Origin of the sequence: Lentilactobacillus sp. TOM.63, from assembly GCF_030361045.1 — a bacterium.
GTDB classification, from domain to species: Bacteria; Bacillota; Bacilli; order Lactobacillales; family Lactobacillaceae; genus Lentilactobacillus; species Lentilactobacillus dabitei.
Window position 1 is genome coordinate 1 of the sequence record NZ_JAUCAP010000144.1, and the last position, 2,523, is coordinate 2,523.

At 43.3% G+C, this 2,523-nt stretch carries 3 protein-coding genes; all 3 read right to left on the minus strand.

The features are described from left to right. Nucleotides 1–554, minus strand: a 554-nt coding sequence (locus QUF07_RS13645; protein ID WP_289427987.1) for a Crp/Fnr family transcriptional regulator, incomplete at its 3' end; no start/stop codon positions are given. Between the two features lie 126 nt (nt 555–680). Further along, on the minus strand, nt 681–1,634 hold the full coding sequence (gene arcC, locus QUF07_RS13650) for a carbamate kinase (RefSeq protein WP_054656122.1): 954 nt from the start codon (nt 1,632–1,634) through the stop codon (nt 681–683). Between the two features lie 277 nt (nt 1,635–1,911). Further along, a partial coding sequence (locus QUF07_RS13655) for a Rossmann-fold NAD(P)-binding domain-containing protein (RefSeq protein ID WP_502879043.1) occupies nt 1,912–2,523 on the minus strand: 612 nt, incomplete at its 5' end.

The window sequence follows — 2,523 nt, forward strand, 5'->3', positions numbered from 1 at the left end:
TAAGGGACCAAGATCGAACCATCTTCTTGATCATCTCCTATCTGCTGGCCTAAAAACCAGATTGCGTTCCAAACTCGGCATTTGGCACTCGTCGTGACCATCTTCTGCAACTGCGTTTCGGCCATATTGATAATCCGGCTCATCTCGCGAATGGCGTTCACCATTAACTCAGGAGTACTGCGTAAAACTTCTTCATACAAGTTCATTGGGATCTCAGCTAATTTCACTTCTGTCATGCTCTCAACCGTGTAAGCATAATTAGCGTCATCAAATAAACCGATATACGGGAATGCTTTGTTTTGGCGAACGTATAAATACAATTGTTCTTCGCCGTCTTCGTCCCAGTGAAACGATTTAACAACACCGTCAATCAAATAGTAGAAATTATCCCGTGAATCACCCTGATCAAACAGGATTTGACCGCGGTGATATGTTTTAATTTTTATCGCCGAAATCACCTTTTGGATATCGGCATCATCCAGCGGGCCAAACTCGGGATGGGTTCGCAAATTATCCGCATAGCGCTGATAAGCACTCTTATCTTTCATGATCATGATTAATCTCCTCATTAAAACGATTACATAGTTGTCCCTTCAGTAAAAGTGTAACGCATTTAAATGGGGTGTACATTAATTGGACCATTAATCGACAAATTAATGGTATTTTATCTGGAATTACATTTAAACTCTTGAAGCTGCCGGCTTGATAATCGTGCCGCTGCCATTTTCGATGAAGCCCTCAATGTTATCTAGCGCCGTCACAACCGCTTCATTACCGGTTGCATTGACAAAGTCCATTGCTGCTTGGACTTTTGGCAGCATGCTACCTGGGGCAAATTGCTTTTCATCGATAAACTTTTCGAGTTCAGAAACCGTCACTTCCTCAAGCTTTTTCTGATTTGGCTTGTTAAAGTTAACGAAAATATTGTTAACGGCAGTCAAAATGATCAAGGCATCAGCACCCACCAACTCGGCCAATTTTTCACTCGCAAAGTCTTTATCGATCACTGCTTCTTTTCCGACCAACTGGTTACCGTTAGTTACAACAGGGATTCCACCACCACCAACTGAGATTGGCACGATGCCGGCATCCACTAATGTATTAACTGCGGCCGTCTCAACTACCCCGATTGGCTTTGGTGACGGTACGACCCGACGATAGCCACGGCCAGAATCTTCGACAAACGTAAAATCAGGATTCTGTTTCTTTGCCAAATCGGCCTCATCCTTGTTCATAAAGGGTCCAATTGGTTTTGTTGGATTTTTGAATGCGGGATCATCGGCACTGACTTCAACTTGCGTCACAATCGTGGCAACCATTTTGTTCAGGCCTCTTTCTTTGATCACTTGATTCATGGCATTCTGCATCCAGTAGCCGATACTACCTTGAGTCATCGCCACACAAGTATCAAGAGGCATCTCAGGATTGTCCTTGGTGCTACCACCAGCCTGTTGTAACAACAAGTTTCCAACTTGAGGACCGTTCCCATGAGAAATGATTAATTGATCGCCATTTTCAACAAATTTAACTAATTGCTCCGCTGTTTCTCGCAAAGCTTGTTGTTGCGCTGTGGCGGAAGCATCTTTGGATAGGATTGCATTGCCGCCCAAAGCGACTACTATTTTCCGTCCCATAATAATTCTCCTTCTTTGTTTAAAATAAAGGGACTGGGACAAAACAAATGTTTTGCTGCCAGTCCCTAGAGTTGTTCAAGCTAGTTTTCTTGATGGTTAGTTGCGTTGGAGAGGATCGATCCGTTAAGCAACATGCACATAAGCACTTATGTTACATAGACGAATCGTGCTCCACAAAGCAGAAACCTGCACCTAGCCTTCCCAACCAAAAATCCAAGACCAGGATTTTTGGTTGGGAAAACTTAGGCTCCGGTTTCTAACCGCTTTGCTCCGCACACTACACCTTTGGAATAAACAAGTTTCCAAGTGTTGCAGCCATCATCGCCTTAATTGAGTGCATTCTGTTCTCAGCTTCCTCAAATTGACGGGCATACTTGCTGGTGAACACTTCATCCGTAACTTCCATTTCAGTGATGCCATACTTTTCTTCAATTTCCTTACCATAAGCGGTTTCGGTATTGTGGAATGCAGGCAAGCAGTGCATGAAAATCAATTGGTCATCAGGGGTGCCAGTCTTCTTCAATGTTGCCATGTTAACTTGATATGGTGTTAACAACTTAACTCGTTCTTCCCAGTTGCTTTCACCCATTGATACCCAAACGTCGGTATAAACGATATTTGAGCCCTTCATACCTTCATCAAGGTCATCGGTAATCAACAGCTTGGCACCTGATTTTTCAGCAAAGCCTTTGGCAATGTTTTGAATTTCATCAGTTGGGAACAATTCTTTAGGTGAAACAATATGGATGTTCACCCCTAAGATCGCTCCAGTTACTAACAGTGAGTTGGCAACGTTGTTTCGACCATCGCCCATGAAGGTTAAGGTTAATCCTTGTAGTTTACCGAAGTTTTCCTTAACGGTCATGAAGTCAGCCAACATTTGAGTTGG

Bases quoted from the DNA above. Each gene is read 5' to 3' on its own strand.
- arcC (WP_054656122.1), bottom strand. From the start codon at position 1,634: ATGGGACGGAAAATAGTAGTCGCTTTGGGCGGCAATGCAATCCTATCC.